Genomic DNA, 16977 nt, shown 5'->3' on the forward strand with positions numbered 1-16977 from the left:
AAGTGACTTGGACTTCTATGGGGGTCAGAGTCGGAAAATGAATCAAACACCTGGAGAGGACCTCTTGGTTCTCTTCTTTTTAAAAGGAGAAATGATAACGCTTACTATCGTAAGCGGATGAAAGGAAATAGGAGAAATATGGACAAACACTTTTTTGAGAAACGCTGTCATTATAGTATCCGCAAATTTGCAATTGGTGCAGCCTCAGTTATGATTGGTGCTAGTATTTTTGGGGCAAATCTAGCCCATGCTTCAGAGACAGAAGTAAAATCTAGTACAGAGGATACCATAACGCAGGTTAAACCCATGGATAAGTTACCAGATGATTTAGCAGCTGCGCTTGAAAAGGCGGATGCAGAAGCTGCAACAGAAGGAAATCAAGAGGGTAGCCAGGCAACCGAAGAAGGAACAAAACCTGAAGAGACAGGAAAAACAACATCAACAACGACTTCTTCAGTTCCAGAAACATCTGAAATTCCTAAAGAAGAAGTGCAACCAGCAGAAACAAATACTCCTGCTACTAAACCAACTAATCAAGAAGTAGAAGAACGTCCAGATCTCAATCACTTAGAGGGAACTACTGCTTCAGCAAACAACCATGAGGCTGGAACAAGCTTTACAGCTGACAAAGCAGTTGATGGTGATGATAGTACTAGATGGGCAACGGACAGAGATGTACCAAAACCAACCTTTGAACTAACCCTTCCAAAAACTACCCTCATCAAGCATGTGGAAATTGACTGGGATCGTCGTCTTCGTAATGGGCAAAATGACCCCAATATCAAATCTTGGAGTCTCTATTACGCAGGTCAAGAAGACGTGGGCGCTAATGGAGAAAAACAATGGAAACTAGCTCATACCAAGACTGGAGATCCTGTTTTAGATGAGAAAGTAGACCTAGCTGAAAGTATCAAAGCGAAGTACCTCAAACTTGAAGTCAATGATTACCAAGCTGGTACAATGGGCTGGAGAAACGTTGGAATTCAAGAAATTCGAGCTTATTCAAACGTTCCGGACCATAGTAAAGTAACGGATATCCGCCAAGTTGATCAGTTGGATGTGGCTGAAGATGGCAAGTCTCTTGTCCTACCAAGTTTGCCAGGTCAGGTTAGTCTGATCGGCAGTAACAAGCAGGGTGTGATTGACCTTCAAAATCGCATCTACCAACCTCTGACAGATCAACGTGTCAAGGTCATGGTACAACAAATCAAAGACAGTCATACCTTTACCAAAGAGTTTGAAGTAGTCATCAAGGGGCTACATCAGGACGAAGGTGTGGGTGTGAAACCAAAAGTAGCACCAGCTGTTCAACAATGGTATGGGAAAGAAGGCCAATCTTCTATCACTTCAGATACAGTTCTTGCGACGGGTGATTCAGGTTTTGATCAGGCTGCAACCTTCTACCAGTCAGACCTTGCAAGCCGTGGATTGGAACTTGCAACAGGTGACAAACAGGCTCAAAAACGAATCGAGTTTAAAAAGGTTGAAAACAAAGGTTATGGCAAGGAAGGCTACGGCATCACTATCCAAGATGATGTGATTACCATCGAAGCCGCAACGAAAACAGGAGCCTTTTACGCAACTCGTACTCTTCTTCAAATGGGAGAAACAGACCTACAAAATGGTGAAATTCGTGATTTCCCAAGTTTCAGTCATCGTGGCTTTATGCTGGATACAGGTCGTAAATTTATCCCTTATGACACCCTTGTAGACATCATGCTAAACATGGCCTATTACAAGATGAACGACTTGCAGTTGCACCTTAATGATAACTATATCTTCCTTAAGGAACACTTGGCAGGTAAGAATTTAACACCAGAAGAACAACTCAAGTATGTTCTTGAACATGCTAAGACTGGTTTCCGTTTGGAGACAGATATTGTCGGTCAGAATGGTCAAAAATTAACATCTGATGAGCATTATACTAAGGAAGAAATGCAAAATCTGATTAAATTGGCCAAGGCTCTTCATATCAACCTAGTACCTGAAATTGATACACCAGGACACGCTCTGTCATTTGTCAAGGTTCGTCCAGACCTCATGTATCAAGGAAGTCTGAGCGATTATGCAGGCAAGCACAATGTCGAACGAGTTGCCATGCTAGACTTGGATAACAAGTACGATGAAACGCTGGCTTTTGTCAAATCCGTCTATGACAAACTCCTCGATGGTCCAGATGCTCCTTTGCATGGTGTATCCACTGTTCATATCGGAACGGATGAATACTATGGCAGCAGAGAAAGTTATCGTCGCTATGTCAATGACCTTATCAAATACATTAAAGGAAAAGGCTATACCCCTCGTATCTGGGGCTCACTCAGTGCGAAACGTGGGAACACTCCTGTTGATTGGAACGGGGTAGAGGTTGATATCTGGAGTATCGGATGGCAACGACCAAATGAAGCTATTGCTCAGGGAGCTAAGATTATCAACATCACTGATGTACCAACTTACAGTGTTCCAAGTGGAAGCAATAGTCAGGCGGCTTATGGAGATTATGCAAACTATGAGCGCCAATATAATAGCTGGACACCAAATGATTTCCGAACAGGTGGGGGACCACTTTTAGAGTCATCTCATCCAGGTATTATCGGAGGAGGTCATGCGGTTTGGAACGATAATATCGATCTCCATGAGACAGGTTTGACTTCTTATGATATCTTCAAACGCTTCTTCAAGAGTATGCAGACCACTGCGGAGCGCACTTGGGGATCTGATCGTGCAGCTGCGACCTTTGCAGAACGTACCCTACCAACGAGTCCTTATGCGCCACAGTCAAATCCTGATAAAGAGATTGATCAAAGCGACTTGTTTACCATCAATCCTGAAACAGTCAAGAACTATGCAAGCAAGAAGGTGAAGACAAGCGAGCAAGGATTGGCTTTTGAGAAAGACAGCAGTATCGAAGGCTTAGCAGGTGATGTTGGTCCAAGTCACGTCTTGAAGTTTGATGTGACTGTCACTGGAGACGGGGAACAAACCCTCTCAACAAGTGGGGACAACCGTATCTATCTAGCTGATAAAGACGGCTACCTTGCCTATCAATTTGAACAGTTCCATATCCAATTCAAGAAAAAACTTGAAAAGAACAAACGCTATCAAATCTCCATCGTGACCAAACCACAATCAACGGAAGTCTATGTAGATGGTGAAAAGATCGAGCGTATCGCGGATCCTGCGCATCCACGTCTGGCTCATACAAGCTTGGTATTGCCACTTGAAAGTATCGGTGGCTTCAAGGGAATCTTGCACAGCGCTGAGTTGACTGATAAGCCTTTTGTAAATCCTCGTTTGATTGCAAATGACAAATTCACTGCTACTGCAAGTAGCCAAGAATTGCCAGGAACAGCGACTGAAGGAGCTGTTGAGAAAGCCTTTGACAATGATCCAAATACCTTCTGGCATACTAAGTGGACTGGTGACACTGCGCCATACACCCTTACTATGACCTTGAAAGAAGCAGAAAAAGTCAATGGCTTGACTTATCTCCCACGTCCAGGTGGTGGAAATGGTGTCGTTACTCGCTACGAAATCTACGCACAAAAAGATGGCCAAATGGTCAAGGTTTCAGAAGGAAACTGGGACAACAATGCCCAAGAAAAAACAGTCAACTTTGCGGCGGTACATACCAACAAGATTGAGTTGAAAGTATTGGAAGGCGTTGGTGGTTTTGCAAGTGCAGCTGAAGTTCATCTATTGAAGCCTGTCAAAGAAGAGCAAGAAACGCCTGCACCAAGTCAACCAGAAAAACCAACTACTCCTGAAAAACCAAAAGTAGACCAAACCGGTGATGGAACAGTTGAATTGGCAGATCAATTCACAGCAAGTAAACCAGCTAGCGAAGATAGCATTGCAGCTGCTAGCAAGAGCAATGACTATCTCAAGAAAGAGTACAAGGTCTTCCCAACTCCACAAAAAGTAACCTATGGCGAAGGTGTTACAGCCCTTCGTAAGCAAGTCAATCTGGTCATGGGCGATCAACTCGACATCTATACTCGCAATCGCTTGAAGAGTATCTTGCAGGATAATCAAGTATCTTATACAACTGGTAAGGCGGCAATCGCTGGCGTAACCAATATCTATCTTGGAGTGCATGGACAAGGTTCACAAGCAGAACAAAACTTGTCCAAGGTTTCAGCAGGCCTCTTTGACAAGATCGACGCCTATGCCTTGAGCATCAAGGATAACTCGATTTCCATCGTCGGAAAAGATACAGATGCAGTTTTCTATGGTTTGACAACCTTGAAACACATGCTTAAGGAAAGCCAAGTGCCAGTCCTTCGCAATGTGACAGTAGAAGATTACGCAGAGCTCAAGAATCGTGGCTTTATCGAAGGTTACTATGGAAATCCATGGTCGAATGCGGATCGTGCAGAATTGATGCGTTTTGGTGGCGATTTGAAATTGAACCAATACTTCTTTGCACCAAAAGATGATCCATACCATAACAAGAAATGGCGTGAACTCTATCCAGAAGAAAAACTAGCAGAAATTCGTGAACTTGCTCGTGTCGGAAATCAAAGTAAAACCCGCTATGTCTGGACCATCCATCCATTCATGAACAACCGCATCCGCTTTGGAAATGAAGCACACTACCAAGAAGACTTGGCAACCATTAAGGCTAAATTTACCCAGTTGATGAAAGTGGGTGTCCGCGAATTTGGTATCCTTGCAGATGATGCTCCAAGCCCAGTCGGAGGCTACAATAGCTACAACCGCTTGATGCAAGATATGACCAAGTGGTTGACAGAAATGCAGGGAACTTACAGCGGTCTTCGTAAAGAAATGATCTTTGTTCCTGGACAGTATTGGGGCAATGGACGTGAGGATGAGTTGAAATCTCTCAATGAAAATCTCCCACATTCAACATCCATGACCTTGACTGGTGGTAAGATTTGGGGCGAAGTCTCTGAAAGCTTCCTCTCAACTCTCAAGAACAATCTATCCACAGGTGGCAAGACCTATCGCCCAGTTTCACTTTGGATTAACTGGCCTGTAACAGATAACTCTAAACAACACTTGATTCTAGGTGGAGGTGAGAAATTCCTTCATCCAAATGTGGATCCAAGCTTGCTATCTGGTATCATGTTGAACCCAATGCAACAGTCTGAACCATCTAAGATTGCCCTCTTTTCAGGAGCTCAATATTCATGGAAACAGTGGAAATCAGAAGAAGAAGCTAAGAAAATCAATGATATTGCCTTCAACTTTGTAGAAAATGGTCATTTTGAAGATAGCAAGGTATCGGCAGCCTTCCGCGAACTTGGTAAGCACATGATCAACCAAAACATGGATAATCGTGTCGTCAAACTAGAAGAATCGGTAGACTTGGCTCCAAAATTGACAGACTTCATGACCAAGCTCAAAGCAGGTCAGGATGTGACTGCAGAGCGTGCAGCCTTGCGAGCTGAATTTGCCAAGATTAAAGAAGCTGTTGAACTCTATAAAGCATCAGGTGATAAAAAAATGGTTGCGCAAATCCACTATTGGTTGGATAATGCAATCGACCAAATGAATGCTCTCGATGCCTTCCTTACAGGAACTGAAGCCATGGCTACAAACGATGCAGCCAAACTTTGGGACAGCTACTATAAAGGCTTGAAGTTCTACGAACAGTCTCAAACTCATACCTTCCATTATGTAGACCATATGGAAAAAGCTGAATTGGGTGTTCAACATATTCGTCCATTTATCCTATCCCTAAAAGAAATTCTAGCGTCTGAAGTTCAAAAAGTCTTGCACCCAGATCAAATCATCAGCACCTTTATCACCAATCGAACAGGTGTAGAAGGTGGTTTGGCAGAAGTAACGGATGGCGACTTGGCAACCCATGCGATTATTAAATCACCAAATAGCATCAAGACAGGTGATTATATTGGTATGAAGTTCAACAAGCCGGTAGCGATTCAAACTTTGACTTTTGCTATGGGAACCCAGGCTAATCCACGTGATACCTTTAGTAAGGCAGAAGTACAGTATCAAGATGAAAATGACAACTGGGTAACCTTGAAAGAGCCAAGCTATGTCGGAAATGAATCCCTTCTTAAGTTTGAGAATCTCAACATCAAGGCTAAGGCAGTTCGCATGATTGCGACAGCAGATCGCGAGAACACCTGGTTTGCAGTTCAGGAAATTGCAGTCAACCGTCCAGTTGAAAAAGCTCGTAGCCAACAAGCAACGACAGTTAGTCTAAGCTCAAACTTAGTTTACAAACTAAATACCTCAGCTCGTCAAATCACTGATGGCAAGGACAATACAGAAGCCATGATGGCAAATGCTGACGGTAGCAATACAACTCCAGTAGATGCCTGGGCACAGCTTGACCTCGGTGAAGTCAAGTCAGTTACTAAAGTTCGTCTTCGCCAAGGAACGGGTGATAAACTTGCCGCAGGTGTACTTGAGTACTCTACAGATGGAACTGCATGGCAAGAGTTGGATCGCCTATCAGGAGAACAAACCAAGGAAGTGACCAGAGCTATCAATGCTCGTTACATCCGAGTACGCAATACCAAGGCCCTTGACCTTTGGTGGCGTATCCAGGACTTCTCTGTTGAGACACGTTTTGGAAGCAGTGAGTTAACGGACACCAACGTCGATGCTTTGAAGGAAACGCCGGTAGTGGATAGCTTGGGACGTTATGAACTTCAAATTCCAGCTGGAACCAAACTTCCTGCAAATAGCTATCTAGGTATGAAGCTTGACCGTATCCATCAGGTCAAGAGCATCCAGCTCCAAGGTCAGGCCAACCCTGCTCTTAGCCTAGAGTATTCTGCAAATGCGCAAGAATGGACGCCAGCTAGCCAGTTGAAAGACAGATCTGTGGCAACCCACTTGGTACGTTATGTTCGTCTGGTCAACAAAACAGATCAGGAACAAGCTGTGACAGCCACTTCTCTTCTTGTGACGACCAAAGAAGTGCAACCAACAAAATTGGAATCAACTTCAATGGGAATTCACCCAGCATACGGCAGCAATGATGTTCGTAAACTGAACAATCTAGATCAATTGTTTGATGGTGTTTACAACAACTTCGTTGAGTTTTCAGACTATGCCCATAAAGATGGGCACGTGACCTTGAAACTTGGTAGCGAACGCACTATCAAGAAGATTAGAGCCTACATCCAAGACGGAACTCAAAACTACCTTCGTGATGGTAAGATCCAAGTCAGCCAAGATGGTAAAACTTGGACAGATGTTGTGACAGTAGGAGATGGTGTGGCTAATAGCCAACACGATGATTCTCTGACAGATGGTTGGACTCATGATTCTAAGATGCCAGGAAATCGCTACATTGAAGGTGAATTGACGACACCGGTCAAAGCCAACTATCTCCGTGTCCTCTATACAGCGGATTATGATGCCCGTTTTGTAGGATTTACAGAATTGGTCATCAACGATGGTGAATTTGTTAAACCAATCAATGATCCAACAGTAGAAGGAAGTAGTGGAGAAAGCCAAGGCAACCTTTATAATAATCTTGTAGACGGCAAAGTCTTGACCAGCTATAAGTCTGAAAAAGACAAGGGAGAGTTGGTGTATCACTTGTCTGAGCCAACTAATGCCAACCACCTTCGTCTCGTTTCCAGTCTTCCTGAAGGAGCGAAAGCACGCATTCTTGCTAGAACACTCAAGGATGGTCAAGATAGCTGGACAGACCTCGGTGCCATTACATCTAGTCTCCAAACCTTCGCTATCCGAAATGGTGGCTCTCTTCTAGACGTCAAATTAGTCTGGGAAGGCGGCAAGGCTGAGTTTTATGAATTGGCGAGCTTCTATCAAGCATTAACAGAAGAATCGGTTCAATCAAGCAAGGGTGATGAAGAACCACCAATTTTGAGCAAACCGGACTTTACAGGTGGTGTGAATGCGGCTGAGGCAGCAGTGCATGAAGTACCAGAGTACACAGGTTCACTTGGCACAGCAGGAGATCAGCCAGCACCGACAGTTGAGAAACTAGAATTCACAGGTGGTGTCAATGCAGTTGAAGCCTTGGTACATGAGCTTCCAGAGTACACAGGTTCACTTAGTACAGTAGGAGATCAGCCAGCACCGATAGTTGAGAAACTAGAGTTTACAGGTGGTGTGAATGCGGCAGAAGCAGCAGTGCATGAAGTACCAGAGTACACAGGTTCACTTAGTACAGTAGGAGATCAGCCAGCACCGACAGTTGAGAAACCAGAGTTTACAGGTGGTGTGAATGCAGTTGAAGCGGCAGTTCATGAAGTGCCAGCGTACACAGGTCCGCTTGGAACAGCCGGAGACCAACCAGCACCGACAGTTGAAAAACTAGAGTACAAATTGAACTTAAGTTCACTCACTGATACTAAGACTCAAGAAGTTAAACATGATGATCAGAAGGAGCTTCCGGCAACAGGTGAAAGCAAATCTGACACAGCTCTCTTCCTAGCAGGCGTAAGTCTAGCCCTATCTGCTATCTTTATCGCGAAAGGGAAAAAGGAATAGCTTCTAATTACCTTTGCTTTTGACAAATTTTAGCATCAAGAGGAAGTGAAAAGACAGCTCCCTAACCTCTATAATAGTTAGAGAAACTATCAAAAGAGTTATGGTGCTGTTGGGATAAACTATTGTGCTATAAAGAATAAAAATCCTGAGAATTTTACTTCTCAGGATTTTACTTATTGTTGTGGTTGACTTGGTTGGTTTTGCTCAGCAGGTGCAGTGCCTGATTGTTGAGGAATCGTCTGCGTTTGACTTGTACTTGGAGTAGTTGAACTTGACTGAGAAGTCGAACTCTCAGATGTTGAGCTAGAACTTTCAGATGTCGAACTTTGTTGTGTAGATGATGAAGGGGTCCACGTATTGCGTGCTCCATTCTTAAAGACAAATTCTCCGCTTCTGTAAAGGCCTTCAGGCATGGTCCAATCCCCTGGATGGTCATCTGTTGAGAGGTAGGTCATCATCGAACGGTAGACCTTAGCAGCAACATAGAAGCCATCACCAACTATAGGAGTAAGGCGGTTCGAGTAACCAGTCCAAACGGCCATTGAATATTTACGAGTATAGCCAACGAACATTTCGTCCGGAGCTACATAACCCGTATTTTTAATGTAGTTTTCAATCTCATCATCTGTATAGTTTGACGTACCAGTTTTACCAGCTTGTGGTAGCCAAGGGAGGTAGGCTCCTCGACCAGTTCCGTATGCCAAAACGGTTTTCATCATATCTGTCATCATATAGGCTGTCGTTTCTTTCATAGCACGTGTACCAGAATCAGAGAATTCTTTTGAACTGCCATCACTAAAGATAATCTTATTGATATACATAGGTTTGCGGTAGATACCGCCATTGGCAAAAGCAGCATAAGCCGCAGCCATCTTCTCGCTGCTTGCTCCATACTTTTTGTCAGATTCGGTTGTATTACTTGAAATAGCATTAGCATAGTGTATGCTTGGATAGTCAATACCGAGTCCATTTAGAAACGTCTTGGCGCGATCAAGTCCTACTTTCTCTAGCGTTTCTACAGCCGGCACATTCCGTGATTGCTGGAGAGCATACTGGAGTGTTATGTTTCCAAAGTAACTCTTATCCCAGTTATAGACAGGGGTAGAGGTTCCGGGGTAATTATAAGGACTATCGTGAACAATCGAAGCAGTTGAGTCATAAACGCCATATTCCAAAGCAGGAGCATAGTCTGTAATAGGCTTCATGGTAGAACCCCAGTCACGGTTAGTTTCTACAGCCTGGTTTATTCCAAAGGAAACGTTACTTGATTGGTGGCGAGCACCTAATTGGGCAATGACTTTCCCGTTTGTGACATCAACGATAGTAGAGGCCACCTGTAACTCATCATCTGGATAGTTGACATACTCATCCGTATTGTAAATATCCCAGAGACGTTGTTGGACCTTAGAATCAACGTTTGTGTAGACTTCCATACCCGTAGTCAAAAGGTTGTAACCTGTTTCCTGTTCAACTTGGTCAATCACCTCTTTGAGGTAATTATCCATGTATGGAGGATAACTGTTAGCTGATTTTAGGCTTTGAAGTCCATCTGTAATCGGAGTATTAATCGCTTTTTCGTATTGTTCGGCTGTAATGTAACCTTGCCCTTTCATCTCAGAGAGGACGAGATTACGCCGTTCTTGGGCGGCTTCCGGATGCGAGTATGGATCATACTGGTTTGGAGCCTGAGGCATTCCGGCAAGGAGGGCCAATTGAGGGATGCTCAAATCTTTGAGGTCTTTGCCATAGTAACTTTGAGCTGCCGTTTGCATCCCGTAATTTCCGTTGGACATATAGACCTTGTTGATGTAGTAAGTTAGGATTTCTTGTTTGGTCGCCTTTTGTTCTAGCTGAACGGCTAGCCAAGCTTCCTGAGCCTTACGTGAAAGTGTCTGGTCAGATGTTGACGTTGAGAAGTAGGTTAATTTAATCAACTGCTGTGTCAAGGTAGAACCACCTTGAAGACCGCCCCCACCACGAAGGTTTCGTAAGGAAGCGCCTAGGATACGAATCGTATCTACTCCTCGGTGACTAAAGAAACGATGATCTTCAATAGAGACAATTGCATTGACCAGCTCCGTAGGGATTTCATTAGCCTGTGCATTGACACGGCGCTCAGAACCCAGATCAGCGATCAGTTCATTTTTGCTGTCATAGATCTTACTAGACGTTGTAGCGACTAGTTTGCTTTCGGATAGGGTCGGAGCCTTGCTTACATAGTAGAGAAAAAGGCCTCCACCTAGCATAATAGCTGCGATAAATACAGTCAAGAGGCAGATACTGACATACTTAACTATTCGCAGGAAAGTTTGTTTGTTCATCTTATTTTACCACCTAGTAAATGTTCTTTGATAACTTCGAGATAGGGAATCTGTGGAAAGGCACCAGGCTCAATCCTATATCCATTTTCTCGAATATATCCAAGTGGCATTGACTTTTGTCCCATATCTTGATGATAGAAACGAATCAAATCAATGGCCGGCAATAAGTAGGTTTCTTGCTGAGAAGAAAAGTGAAGGAGGACAAAGCAGATTCCTTGCTGGGCAAGAACTTGTTCCATATGCTGGATCTGATGGAGATGAAAATTCTTCATCGGAATCGCATGTTTTTGCCTGGTTTCCTTTGCTTCAAAGTCGATGTAGTATCCATCATAAACCCCTGAATAGTCAGTAGTTGAGGCTTGTCTAAAGTAGGCTTCAACGATCTTGGCTCGACTTCTTTGGGGATAGTCGACACGTACGATTTGGATGGGAGTCGGTTTCTTGTGAATCACTGCTAACCCATGCGACAAATAGTAGTCGTTCGTAGCGTTGATCATCTTTTCAAAAGACATTCCCCGATTTGCGAAATTTTTAGTTTGTGACGGGGGTGCTTGTCTCTTCTGTGATGAAAGTTTATGTGGATAGTTGACCATAATTCTCCTTATTGGTACAATAACATCACTCTATTATATCATAAATTTACAAAGAAAGGGTTAAAAATGACAACAGCCTTGATTTTAGGCTATTCAGCCTTCGACCTTGGTCTCTTTAATGACAAGGATATTCGCGTTGATATTATCAAAACAGCCATTCACAGAGACCTAGAACGTCTAGCAGAAGAAGGGGTGACCTGGCTTGTTTTTACAGGGACTCTGGGCTTTGAGTACTGGGTGCTGGAAGTGGCACAGGATATGAAAGCAGACTATGGCTTTCAGTTGGCAACGATTTTTGCCTTTGAAACCCATGGTAGTAACTGGAATGAGGCCAATCAAATCAAACTCAGTGAGTTCAAGCAGGTTGACTTTGTCAAATATGCCTATCCACAATATGAGCACAAGGGACAATTACGCGATTATCAGAAATTTCTGCTGGAAAATACGGATGGATGCTATCTCTTTTATGACGAAGAAAACGAAACCAAGTTACAGTATTTTTACCAGATGATGAAAAATCAAGAAGGCTATGTTACAAAAAGATTAACATTTGAGGATCTGAACGAAATAGTGGAAAATTTTTCCGAAAAATGAGGCTTTGACCTTGATTTTTGTTTGTCTTTTTTTATATAATAAGAATAGCAATCAAGAATGGAGAGAGAAATGGCAAGTATTATTTTTTCAGCAAAAGATATTTTTGAACAAGAGTTTGGACGTGAAGTTCGCGGATATAGTAAGGCAGAGGTAGACGAGTTCCTAGATGATGTGATCAAGGATTATGAGACTTACGCAGCTTTGGTCAAATCTCTTCGTCAGGAGATTGCTGATTTGAAGGAGGAATTGTCTAACAAGCCACAGGCAAGTTCTACTCAACAAAGTTCTATCGAAGTAACAAGTTCTACTCCAATGACAAATTTTGATATTTTGAAACGATTGAATCGACTTGAAAAAGAAGTATTCGGTAAGCAAATCGTAGACAATTCTGAGTTATAATTAGGTGTCTATTAGATGCAATTTTTGGATAATCGCGTGAAGAGAATCCCTTTTCATGAGGAAAGTCCATGCTAGCACAGGCTGTGATGCCTGTAGTGTTTGTGCTAGGCGAAACCATAAGCCTAGGGACGAGAGATCGTTACGGCAGTCGAAATGGCTAAGTTTTCGGATAGGTCAGAGTAGGCTTGAAAGTGCCACAGTGACGGAGTCTCTCTGGAAACGGAGAGAGTGGAACGCGGTAAACCCCTCAAGCTAGCAACCCAAATTTCGGTCGGGGCATGGAGTGCACGGAAACGAACGTAGTACTCTGACTGCTATCAGTTATAGGCTGCTAGTGGTAGACAGATGATTATCGAAGGAAGTGGTCCTAGTCACTTCTGGAACAAAACATGGCTTATAGAAAATTGCATATAGGTTGGGGCTGAGAAATCTTTCTCAACCTCATTTTTTAAAGTGTACAAAAGAAAGGTCTTACAAGACTGTAAAATGAAAAAAGAATTTAATTTAATCGCAACTGCTGCAGCGGGGCTCGAGGCTGTCGTTGGACGTGAGGTGCGAGAGTTAGGCTATGATTGCCATGTTGAAAACGGCCGTGTCCGTTTTCAAGGAGATGTGAAAACAATCATAGAGACCAATCTCTGGCTTCGTGCAGCGGATCGCATCAAGATTGTAGTTGGAAGCTTTCCTGCAAAGACTTTTGAAGAGCTTTTCCAAGGAGTTTTTGCTCTGGATTGGGAAAACTATCTCCCGCTCGGGGCACGTTTCCCTATTTCCAAGGCTAAATGCGTTAAGTCTAAACTTCACAATGAGCCTAGTGTTCAGGCTATTTCCAAGAAGGCGGTTGTGAAGAAACTGCAAAAGCACTATGCCCGTCCAGAAGGGGTTCCCTTGATGGAAACTGGTCCCGAGTTTAAGATAGAGGTGTCCATCCTTAAAGATGTGGCGACTGTCATGATTGACACGACAGGTTCTAGCCTCTTTAAGCGTGGTTATCGTACGGAAAAGGGTGGAGCTCCTATCAAAGAGAACATGGCAGCAGCCATTTTACAACTCTCTAACTGGTATCCAGACAAGCCCTTGATTGATCCGACCTGTGGTTCAGGAACTTTCTGTATCGAGGCGGCTATGATAGCTAAAAAGATGGCTCCTGGCCTCCGCCGTTCCTTTGCTTTTGAGGAATGGAACTGGGTCAGCGATCGGTTAATCCAAGAAGTTCGCACAGAGGCTGCTAAGAAAATCGATCGTGAGATAGAATTGGATATTATGGGCTGTGATATTGATGCTCGGATGGTTGAGATTGCTAAGGCCAATGCTCAAGCAGCAGGCGTGGCAGGTGATATCACTTTTAAGCAAATGCGGGTACAGGACTTGCGCTCAGACAAGATAAATGGTGTTATCATTTCCAATCCACCATATGGTGAACGTTTGTCGGATGATGCAGGAGTTACCAAGCTCTATGCTGAAATGGGACAGGTCTTTGCACCACTGAAAACCTGGAGTAAGTTTATCCTGACGAGTGATGAAGCTTTTGAAAGCAAATACGGAAGTCCAGCGGATAAAAAGCGCAAACTTTATAACGGAACCTTAAAAGTGGATTTGTATCAATACTTTGGTCAGCGTGTGAAACGCCAAGAGGTAAAGTAGAAAGGAAGACAGATGAGTAAAAAAAGACACAATCGCCATAAAAAAGAGCATCAAGAATCCAAATTTGATTTTGACGAGGCGAAAGATCTGACAGTTGGTCAAGTCATCCGTAAAAATGAAGAAGTTGAAGCTGGAGTATTGCCTGAGGACAATATCTTGGATAAATACATCAAACAGCACCGTGAGGAAATCGAGGCGGACAAGTTTGAAACACGTCAATTTAAAAAAGAAGAACTGCTAGCAACTCAGACTCAAGAAGAATTGACACAGGAAGTCTCAGAAATCACTGAAGAGTCGGCGCCAATCATAGAGGAACCCGATACAGTTTCAGAAGAAACGGTGTCAGACTCAGTGGAAACTACAAGCTCGGATGTGATTTTGCCTCCTTTGGGAGAGGAAAATCAAGACTTGGAACCGCTTGTGTTGGAAAAGCAAGAGCCGGCAGAGATTGCTGATGAGAAAGAAGAGGAAGAGACAGCTCTACTTTCACGCTCAGCTCAGGCAGAATCAGAAACAACTTCTAATTCTAAAAAGAAGCGCGTGTTTGTTATCGGTTCAGCCTTGGCTGCAGCCCTTATCTTGGCAGGTAGTTACTATATCTATCGCCAAGTAAATCGCTCTAACCAAGCTATCCAGTCTTCTCAATCATCTTCTAGTAATCAAGAAACACAAGCGACTCTACAAGAGTTTAATACTCTCTACGATGCCTTTTATACGGATGCTAATAAAACAGCCTTGAAAAATAGTCAGTTTGACAAGTTGAACCAACTCAAGACTCAACTAGATAAACTCGAAGGCAGTCGAGAGTATACCCTTGCAAAATCTAAGTATGATAGTTTAGAAACTCAAATCAAGGCTGTGCAAGAAGTGAATAATCAGTTTGAAACTCCAGCAATTACTGATGGTGTCTTGGATACCAATGCGAAGGTCAAGGCAGATGCTAAATTTACAGAAATTAAAACAGGGAATACAGAGCTAGATAAACTGTTAGATAAGGCCATTAGTCTTGGTAAGAGTCAACAAACCAGTGCTTCCAGCTCAAGTTCTAGCACGAGTCAAGCAAGCTCAAGTTCAACTACAGAGAGCAATGCAAGCAGTACGACACCTTCAACAAGCACCACGGCACCAGCTAGAGACACAAATGGTGGTTTGTCTGGCGATGGGGTTAATCTTCAAAGAAGTGCTAGTCGTGTACCCTACAACCAATCAGCTGTAGAGGATAGCAATAACCCTGCCTGGAATTTTGCTGATGGTGTTTTGGAACAAATCCTAGCAACATCACGTGCTCGTGGCTATATCACTGGCAATCAATATATCCTAGAACGGGTCAATATCGTAAACGGAAATGGTTATTACAACCTCTACAAACCAGATGGAACCTATCTCTTCACCCTCAACTGTAAGACTGGATACTTTGTCGGTAATGGAGCTGGTCATGCAGATGATTTGGATTACTAGGAGTCCGTTACAAAATTCTTTCCTTTCATAGGTAAAAATGATAAAATAAAACATATTAAACAAGAGGAGTGTCACATGACAAAAGCTAACTTTGGTGTCGTTGGTATGGCCGTAATGGGTCGTAACCTTGCCCTAAATATCGAATCTCGTGGCTATACAGTTGCCATTTACAACCGTAGTAAAGAAAAAACAGAAGACGTGATTGCTTGCCATCCAGAAAAGAACTTTGTACCTAGTTACGATGTAGAGTCTTTCGTTCAATCTATCGAAAAACCTCGTCGTATCATGCTGATGGTTCAAGCTGGACCTGGTACAGATGCAACTATCCAAGCCCTTCTTCCACACCTTGACAAGGGTGATATCTTGATAGATGGAGGAAACACTTTCTACAAAGATACCATCCGTCGTAATGAAGAACTAGCAAACTCAGGTATCAACTTTATCGGTACTGGAGTTTCTGGTGGTGAAAAAGGTGCCCTTGAAGGTCCTTCTATCATGCCTGGTGGACAAAAAGAAGCCTACGAATTGGTTGCTGATGTTCTCGAAGAAATCTCAGCCAAAGCACCTGAAGATGGCAAACCATGTGTTACTTACATCGGTCCTGATGGAGCTGGTCACTATGTGAAAATGGTTCACAACGGTATCGAGTATGGGGACATGCAATTGATCGCAGAAAGCTATGACCTCATGCAACACTTGCTTGGCCTTTCCGCAGAAGACATGGCTGAAATCTTTACTGAGTGGAACAAGGGTGAATTGGACAGCTATTTGATTGAAATCACAGCTGATATCTTGAGCCGTAAAGATGATGAAGGTCAAGATGGACCAATCGTAGATTACATTCTCGATGCTGCAGGCAACAAGGGAACTGGTAAATGGACGAGTCAATCATCACTTGACCTTGGTGTGCCATTGTCACTCATCACTGAATCCGTATTTGCCCGCTACATCTCTACATACAAAGAAGAGCGTGTACATGCTAGCAAGGTGCTTCCAAAACCAGCTGCCTTCAAATTTGAAGGTGACAAGGCTGAGTTGATCGAAAAGATTCGTCAAGCCCTTTACTTCTCAAAAATCATCTCATACGCACAAGGTTTTGCTCAATTGCGTGTGGCTTCTAAAGAAAATAACTGGAACTTGCCATTTGCGGACATCGCATCTATCTGGCGTGATGGCTGTATCATCCGTTCTCGTTTCTTGCAAAAGATCACAGATGCTTACAACCGTGATGCAGACCTCGCCAACCTTCTCTTGGATGAATACTTCTTGGATGTCACTGCCAAGTACCAACAAGCAGTTCGTGATATCGTAGCTCTTGCTGTTCAAGCTGGTGTACCAGTACCAACCTTCTCAGCAGCTATTACTTACTTTGATAGCTATCGTTCGGCAGACCTTCCAGCTAACTTGATCCAAGCACAACGTGACTACTTTGGTGCCCACACTTACCAACGTAAAGACAAAGAAGGAACCTTCCACTACTCTTGGTATGACGAAAAATAAGTAGG

Annotated in this window: 8 protein-coding genes and 1 other RNA gene; 7 read left to right on the forward strand and 2 right to left on the reverse strand. The window is 43.4% G+C overall.

From position 1 onward, the window contains the following. Positions 1–138 precede the first annotated feature (138 nt). Positions 139–8463: an SIALI-17 repeat-containing surface protein gene (locus tag HMPREF9965_RS04680; protein ID WP_000357564.1), complete on the forward strand. Its 8325-nt coding sequence runs from the start codon at positions 139–141 to the stop codon at positions 8461–8463. Positions 8464–8636: 173 nt separating this feature from the next. Here HMPREF9965_RS04680 and pbp1a read toward each other — a convergent pair whose 3' ends face one another. Further along, positions 8637–10784, reverse strand: a complete 2148-nt coding sequence (gene pbp1a, locus HMPREF9965_RS04685) for a penicillin-binding protein PBP1A (RefSeq protein WP_001041844.1) — start codon at positions 10782–10784, stop codon at positions 8637–8639. Continuing rightward, the gene (gene recU, locus HMPREF9965_RS04690) at positions 10781–11377 is read right to left on the reverse strand and encodes a Holliday junction resolvase RecU (protein ID WP_000248771.1); all 597 of its coding nucleotides are present in this window, start codon (positions 11375–11377) and stop codon (positions 10781–10783) included. The genes pbp1a and recU overlap by 4 nt, the downstream gene beginning before the upstream one ends. Positions 11378–11443: 66 nt before the next feature. Between recU and HMPREF9965_RS04695 the strand changes: the two genes are divergently transcribed. The 6 genes from HMPREF9965_RS04695 to gndA all read left to right on the forward strand — a co-directional run bounded on the left by HMPREF9965_RS04695 (position 11444) and on the right by gndA (position 16972). Further along, positions 11444–11971 carry a DUF1273 domain-containing protein gene (locus tag HMPREF9965_RS04695; RefSeq protein WP_000205312.1) on the forward strand — a complete coding sequence of 176 codons (528 nt, stop codon included), beginning with the start codon at positions 11444–11446 and terminating at the stop codon, positions 11969–11971. Positions 11972–12040: 69 nt separating this feature from the next. Next, positions 12041–12370 (forward strand): cell division regulator GpsB, encoded by a 330-nt coding sequence (gene gpsB, locus HMPREF9965_RS04700; RefSeq protein WP_000146526.1) that lies wholly within the window; start codon positions 12041–12043, stop codon positions 12368–12370. A 20-nt stretch (positions 12371–12390) separates the two neighbouring features. Further along, an RNA gene (rnpB, locus tag HMPREF9965_RS12700) (RNase P RNA component class B) lies at positions 12391–12772 on the forward strand. Positions 12773–12856: 84 nt separating this feature from the next. Continuing rightward, a complete protein-coding gene (locus tag HMPREF9965_RS04705; protein ID WP_000711361.1) occupies positions 12857–14014 on the forward strand; it encodes a THUMP domain-containing class I SAM-dependent RNA methyltransferase in 1158 nt (385 codons plus the stop codon). 12 nt (positions 14015–14026) lie between these two features. Next, positions 14027–15472, forward strand: coding sequence for a cell division site-positioning protein MapZ (gene mapZ, locus HMPREF9965_RS04710; protein WP_000039116.1), 1446 nt, complete (start codon positions 14027–14029; stop codon positions 15470–15472). A gap of 75 nt (positions 15473–15547) precedes the next feature. Then, positions 15548–16972 (forward strand): NADP-dependent phosphogluconate dehydrogenase, encoded by a 1425-nt coding sequence (gndA, locus tag HMPREF9965_RS04715; RefSeq protein WP_000158802.1) that lies wholly within the window; start codon positions 15548–15550, stop codon positions 16970–16972. Positions 16973–16977 lie beyond the last annotated feature (5 nt).

Origin of the sequence: Streptococcus mitis bv. 2 str. SK95, from assembly GCF_000222705.1 — a bacterium.
Classification (GTDB): domain Bacteria; phylum Bacillota; class Bacilli; order Lactobacillales; family Streptococcaceae; genus Streptococcus; species Streptococcus mitis_AY.

Bases quoted from the DNA above. Each gene is read 5' to 3' on its own strand.
- HMPREF9965_RS04680 (WP_000357564.1), top strand. From the start codon at position 139: ATGGACAAACACTTTTTTGAGAAACGCTGTCATTATAGTATCCGCAAA.
- pbp1a (WP_001041844.1), bottom strand. From the start codon at position 10,784: ATGAACAAACAAACTTTCCTGCGAATAGTTAAGTATGTCAGTATCTGC.
- recU (WP_000248771.1), bottom strand. From the start codon at position 11,377: ATGGTCAACTATCCACATAAACTTTCATCACAGAAGAGACAAGCACCC.
- HMPREF9965_RS04695 (WP_000205312.1), top strand. From the start codon at position 11,444: ATGACAACAGCCTTGATTTTAGGCTATTCAGCCTTCGACCTTGGTCTC.
- gpsB (WP_000146526.1), top strand. From the start codon at position 12,041: ATGGCAAGTATTATTTTTTCAGCAAAAGATATTTTTGAACAAGAGTTT.
- HMPREF9965_RS04705 (WP_000711361.1), top strand. From the start codon at position 12,857: ATGAAAAAAGAATTTAATTTAATCGCAACTGCTGCAGCGGGGCTCGAG.
- mapZ (WP_000039116.1), top strand. From the start codon at position 14,027: ATGAGTAAAAAAAGACACAATCGCCATAAAAAAGAGCATCAAGAATCC.
- gndA (WP_000158802.1), top strand. From the start codon at position 15,548: ATGACAAAAGCTAACTTTGGTGTCGTTGGTATGGCCGTAATGGGTCGT.